The following is a 5,165-nucleotide window of genomic DNA, read 5'->3' as shown; positions in this document are numbered from 1 at the left end:
AGGCATCCGTCGACGCCGCGAAGGTCGACAGCGCTCCCGCCGACGCGGGTGCCGCGCCCGCCGAGGGTGACGCCCCCGCAGCCGAGGGCGACGCGGCCGAGCAGGCCGGCGACGAGGCCCCGAGCCGCAGCCGGAGCCGGAGCCGGAGCCGGAGCCGCAACCGCAACGGCAACGTGCAGGGCAACCAGAACGCGCAGGGCCAGAACGGTCAGCAGAACAACGCGAAGGACACCGGCCCCGCCGCCGCGTCAGAGGGCGACGACGACCAGGCGCAGGGCGCCGGCCGCGGTCGCCAGCGCAACAAGCGCCGTGGCGCGACCCAGACCGGTGACGAGTTCGAGACCGAGATCGGCGAGGACGACGTCCTCATTCCGATCGCGGGCATCCTCGACGTGCTCGACAACTACGCCTTCGTGCGCACGTCCGGCTACCTGCCCGGCACGAGCGACGTCTACGTCTCGCTCGGCCAGGTCAAGAAGTACAACCTGCGCAAGGGCGACGCCGTCGTCGGCGCGATCAAGCAGCCCCGCGAGGGCGAGCAGTCGAGCCGCCAGAAGTACAACGCGCTCGTCAAGGTCGACGCGATCAACGGCCTGTCGGTCGACGACGCCGCGACCCGCGTCGAGTTCGGCAAGCTCACCCCGCTCTACCCGCAGGAGCGCCTGCGCCTCGAGACGGCGCCCGAGAAGCTGACGCAGCGCATCATCGACCTCGTCGCGCCGATCGGCAAGGGCCAGCGCGGCCTCATCGTCGCGCCGCCCAAGGCCGGCAAGACGATCGTGCTGCAGCAGATCGCCAACGCCATCGCGATCAACAACCCCGAGGTCCACCTCATGGTCGTGCTCGTCGACGAGCGCCCCGAAGAGGTCACCGACATGCAGCGGACGGTCAAGGGCGAGGTCATCGCCTCGACCTTCGACCGTCCCGCCGAAGACCACACGACGGTCGCCGAGCTCGCCATCGAGCGCGCGAAGCGCCTCGTCGAGCTTGGCCGCGACGTCGTCGTGCTGCTCGACTCGATCACGCGTCTCGGCCGTGCGTACAACATCTCGGCGCCCACCTCGGGCCGCGTGCTCACCGGTGGCGTCGACGCGTCGGCGCTCTACCCGCCCAAGCGATTCTTCGGCGCGGCGCGGAACATCGAGAACGGCGGATCCCTCACGATCCTCGCGACCGCGCTCGTCGAGACCGGCTCCAAGATGGACGAGGTCATCTTCGAGGAGTTCAAGGGCACCGGCAACAGCGAACTGCGCCTGAACCGCCAGCTCGCCGACAAGCGCATCTTCCCCGCCGTCGACGTCAACGCGTCGTCGACGCGTCGCGAGGAGATGCTGCTGTCGAACGACGAGGTCAAGATCACCTGGAAGCTCCGCCGCGCGCTCGCCGGCCTCGAGCCCCAGCAGGCCCTCGAGGTCGTGCTCGGCAAGCTCAAGGAGACGCAGTCGAACGTCGAGTTCCTCGTTCAGATGCAGAAGTCGATCCCGGCGCCCACCACCGGTCACGGCGGCGGACGCAGCCACGCGGACGACAACAGCATCCGCTGAGCCTCGGAGAGGACCTTCGTGTTCGATTCCGTCAAGGCGCTGATCGAGGAGCACAGCGCGGTTCAGGAGGAGCTCTCCGACCCCGCCGTGCACGCCGACGCCGCGCGCGCCAAGCGGGTCAACCGTCGCTACGCCGAGCTGTCGCGCATCGTGAAGGCGAACGAGGACTGGGTCGCGGCATCCGACGATCTGGAAGCCGCTCGTGAGCTGGCCAAGGAGGACGACTCCATCGCGGCCGAAGTGCCCGCGATGGAGGAGGAGCTCGCGTCCGCTCAGGAGCGGCTGCGGCGCCTGCTCATCCCGCGCGACCCCGACGACGCGCGCGACGTCATCATGGAGATCAAGCAGGGCGAGGGCGGCGCCGAGTCGGCGCTGTTCGCGGCCGACCTGCTGCGCATGTACCTGCAGTACGCGGCGTCGAAGGGCTGGAAGACCGAGCTGCTCGAGCGCAACGAGTCGGACCTCGGCGGCTACAAAGACGTCCAGGTCGCGATCAAGGGCTCGTCGTCCGACCCCGCGCAGGGCGTGTGGGCGCACCTCAAGTACGAGGGCGGCGTGCACCGCGTGCAGCGCGTGCCGGCGACCGAGTCGCAGGGGCGTATCCACACGTCGACGACCGGCGTGCTCGTGTTCCCCGAGGTCGATGAGCCCGACGAGATCGAGATCAACCAGGCCGACCTGAAGATCGACGTCTTCCGCTCGTCCGGCCCCGGCGGGCAGTCCGTGAACACGACCGACTCCGCCGTGCGCATCACGCATGTGCCGACGGGCATCGTCGTGTCGATGCAGAACGAGAAGTCGCAGCTGCAGAACCGCGAGGCCGGCATGCGCGTGCTCCGGGCGCGACTGCTCGCCCGCCAGCAGGAGGAGCGCGAGGCTGCGGCATCCGATGCCCGTAGATCGCAGATCCGGGGCATGGACCGCTCCGAGCGCATCCGCACGTACAACTTCCCCGAGAACCGCATCGCCGACCACCGCACCGGATACAAGGCGTACAACCTCGACCAGGTGATGGACGGAGCGCTCGAGCCGATCATCGAGTCGGCGATCTCCGCCGACGAAGAGGCGCGGCTCGCGGCCCTCGGCTCCGACGACTGACCGCCCGGGTCTGGTGCCGCGCACCCGCCTGGGCTACGGTCGGCGGGGTCGGAAGGAGCGCCGTGTCCTCGTTCGTCTTCACGTCGGAGAAGGGCGTCGCGCTGCACGTCGGCAGACAGGGCGACGGGATGCCGCTCCTCGGCCTCCACGGCGGATACTCGACGCGCGGTGAGATCGAGGCCATCCTCGACCTCGTCCTCCCCGAGACGCCCGCGTTCGAGCGGTGGACGCCCGACCTGCCCGGCATGGGCGACAGCGTGGGTTCGTCCGTCGACAGCACGACCGACGTCGTCGACGCGCTGTGCGCTTTCGTCGACGCCGAGCTGCCCGACGGCCGCTTGGTGCTGGTGGGTCACTCGCTCGGCGGGTACCTGGCGCGCGCCGTCGCCGCGCGCATGCCCGGCCGGGTCGCGGCACTGGCGGTCTTCAACCACGTCCCCGCCCAGGAGGTCGCCGAGCCGGCGACCGTCGTCGCGTCGGACCCGAACGCCCTGGCATCGCTCGACCCGGCGCAGCGCGGAGAGTTCGAGGGCTACTTCGTGTGGCACACCCCCGAGATGGTCGAGCGCTTCCGCGCCGGTGTGGCGCCGTCGCTCGGGCGTTACGACGGAGAGGTCGTCGGTCGGATCATGGAGACGTCGGGCGCACCCGTCGGCACCGCCGCCGACGACGTACCGACCCTCGTCGTGCTCGGACGCCGCGACAGCCTGCTCGGCTATCGCGCGCAGCTGGCCGAGGCGGCGTCGTGGTCGCGATCCACGGTGGTGGTCGTCGAGGACGCCGGCCACGCGCTCCCGCACGAGAAGCCCGAGCTGGTGCGTGCGCTCCTCGGCGACCTCTTCGCGCGGGCCGGGCTCGTGCCCTGACCGGCGCGGCGGGGCGAGGCATCCGCTCCCCGTCGTCTGCGGGCGCTAGCCTGAGCGCGTGCTCACCCTCGTCATCCGCGCCCTGATCTTCCTGGTGTCGGCGTTCCTCGGGCTCGTCGCCGCCGACCTGCTGCTGCCGGGCTTCTCGCTGCACTGGAACGACTGGTGGGGCATCCTGCTCGCCGTCGTGATCTTCGCCGTGCTGCAGAGCGTCCTCGCGCCTTGGCTGTTCACCATCACGCGCCGGCATGCCAACGCCCTCATCGGAGGCATCGGCCTGCTTTCGACCTTCGTCGCGCTGCTCATCGCAGTGCTGATCCCCGCCGCGGGCATCGGCATCGACGGCCCCGTGGCGTGGATCATCGGCACCCTCGTCGTATGGCTCGTCACGGCTCTCGCGACCTGGCTGCTCCCGCCGCTCTTAATCAAGAAGAAGCTCGACCAGCGCCGGCCCTGAGCCCCTGCCCCTTCCTCCCCAGCCCGCCCGCCGCCCCTCCCGTCGCCGGCTCTTTCTGTACGAGATCGACCTTCACACGTGCGCCGAAGGTCGATCTCGCACAGAAACGCGCGGGGTTCGCGCGTGGTGGGCCTGTGGGACCGCGCGCGTGGGCGGGGGGCGGGGCGGGCAGGGTGGTCGGATGCCTCGCCTCGAGCTCCCCGGACACCTCGGCCCTTCGTTCTCCGTCGCCGATGCGCGCGGGTCGGGTGTGGGCGAAGGGCGCCTGCGCGGCCCCGATCTGGAGCGCCTGTCGCACGGGACGAGGATCGTCGCCACCGCCGCGCCGCGCGGCCTCGGCCTCGCCCAAGGGCGTGCCTTCGACCTGCGCCGGCGCATCGACGCGTACCTCCCCGCGATGCCGCCGGATGCGTTCTTCGCGGGGCCGACGGCGGCGGCGCTGCACGGATTGCCGCTGCCGCCGGCCGGACCGATTCCCCTGCACGTCGGGGTTCCCCACCCGCGGAGCGCGCCGCGGCGCGCGGGAGTCGTCGGCGTGCAGGTCCTTCCGCACCTGGTGGGCACGACGACGGTGGACGGCGTCCGCATCACCGACCTCCCGACGACCTGGGCGATGCTCGGCCGTCATCTCGGGCTGTACGACCTGGTGGCGGTGGCCGATGCGATCATCCGGGTGCCGCGGCATCCGGGTGGGTTCCGCCCACCGTCGGGACCCGCGCGCGGCACCCGGGAGCAGCTGCGCGCGGCCATCGACGCCGGTCATCGCCGTGGCAGCGCGATGCTGCGCCGCGCCCTGGACCGTGCCCGCGACGGGGTGTCCTCGCGGCCGGAGTCGTGGCTCCGGCTCGTGCTGGTCGACGGCGACCTGCCCGAGCCGGTGCTCGACCACGACGTCTACACGCCCCATGGCCAGTGGATCGGATGCTCGGAACTCGCGTACCCCGAAGCGAAGGTGGCCGTCGAGTACGAGAGCGACGGCCACCTCACGCGGCGTCAGCTCGAGCGCGACATCGACAAGTACACCGCTTACAGTGCGGCGGGGTGGCGTACCGTCCGGCTGACCTCGACCCACGTCTTCACCGTGCCGCGCGAGGCTGTGCGTCGCGTGCGCGTTGCACTGCAGCATCCCTCTGTATGAAAACGACGTTCGAGGCGCCCGGGAAGGTCGGTTTCGTACAGAAACGGGGAGAGGGGGAGAGG

The 5,165-nt window shown here is 71.0% G+C and carries 5 protein-coding genes; all 5 read left to right on the top strand.

Going from position 1 to position 5,165, the window contains the following annotated elements:
- Positions 1–1,544: transcription termination factor Rho (rho, locus tag OB08_RS15815; RefSeq protein ID WP_461476413.1), on the top strand; the 1,544-nt coding region annotated here is incomplete at its 5' end.
- Positions 1,545–1,562: 18 nt separating this feature from the next.
- Positions 1,563–2,642: a peptide chain release factor 1 gene (gene prfA / locus OB08_RS15810; protein WP_461476412.1), complete on the top strand. Its 1,080-nt coding sequence runs from the start codon at positions 1,563–1,565 to the stop codon at positions 2,640–2,642.
- Positions 2,643–2,704: 62 nt separating this feature from the next.
- Positions 2,705–3,508, top strand: a complete 804-nt coding sequence (locus tag OB08_RS15805; RefSeq protein WP_461476410.1) for an alpha/beta fold hydrolase — start codon at positions 2,705–2,707, stop codon at positions 3,506–3,508.
- A gap of 58 nt (positions 3,509–3,566) precedes the next feature.
- Complete coding sequence (locus OB08_RS15800) at positions 3,567–3,965, top strand: hypothetical protein (RefSeq protein ID WP_461476408.1); 399 nt, start codon at positions 3,567–3,569, stop codon at positions 3,963–3,965.
- A 181-nt stretch (positions 3,966–4,146) separates the two neighbouring features.
- The gene (locus tag OB08_RS15795) at positions 4,147–5,103 is read left to right on the top strand and encodes an endonuclease domain-containing protein (RefSeq protein WP_461476406.1); all 957 of its coding nucleotides are present in this window, start codon (positions 4,147–4,149) and stop codon (positions 5,101–5,103) included.
- Positions 5,104–5,165: the final 62 nt, after the last annotated feature.

It is taken from the genome of Microbacterium sp. HJ5, assembly GCF_054824025.1.
Note: the sequence above shows the minus strand (reverse complement) of the source record. Positions and strands in the feature narration are given on the sequence as shown.

What these genes read in the sequence shown, in the direction of transcription:
- OB08_RS15795 (WP_461476406.1), top strand. Translation starts at nt 4,147, where the DNA reads ATGCCTCGCCTCGAGCTCCCCGGACACCTCGGCCCTTCGTTCTCCGTC.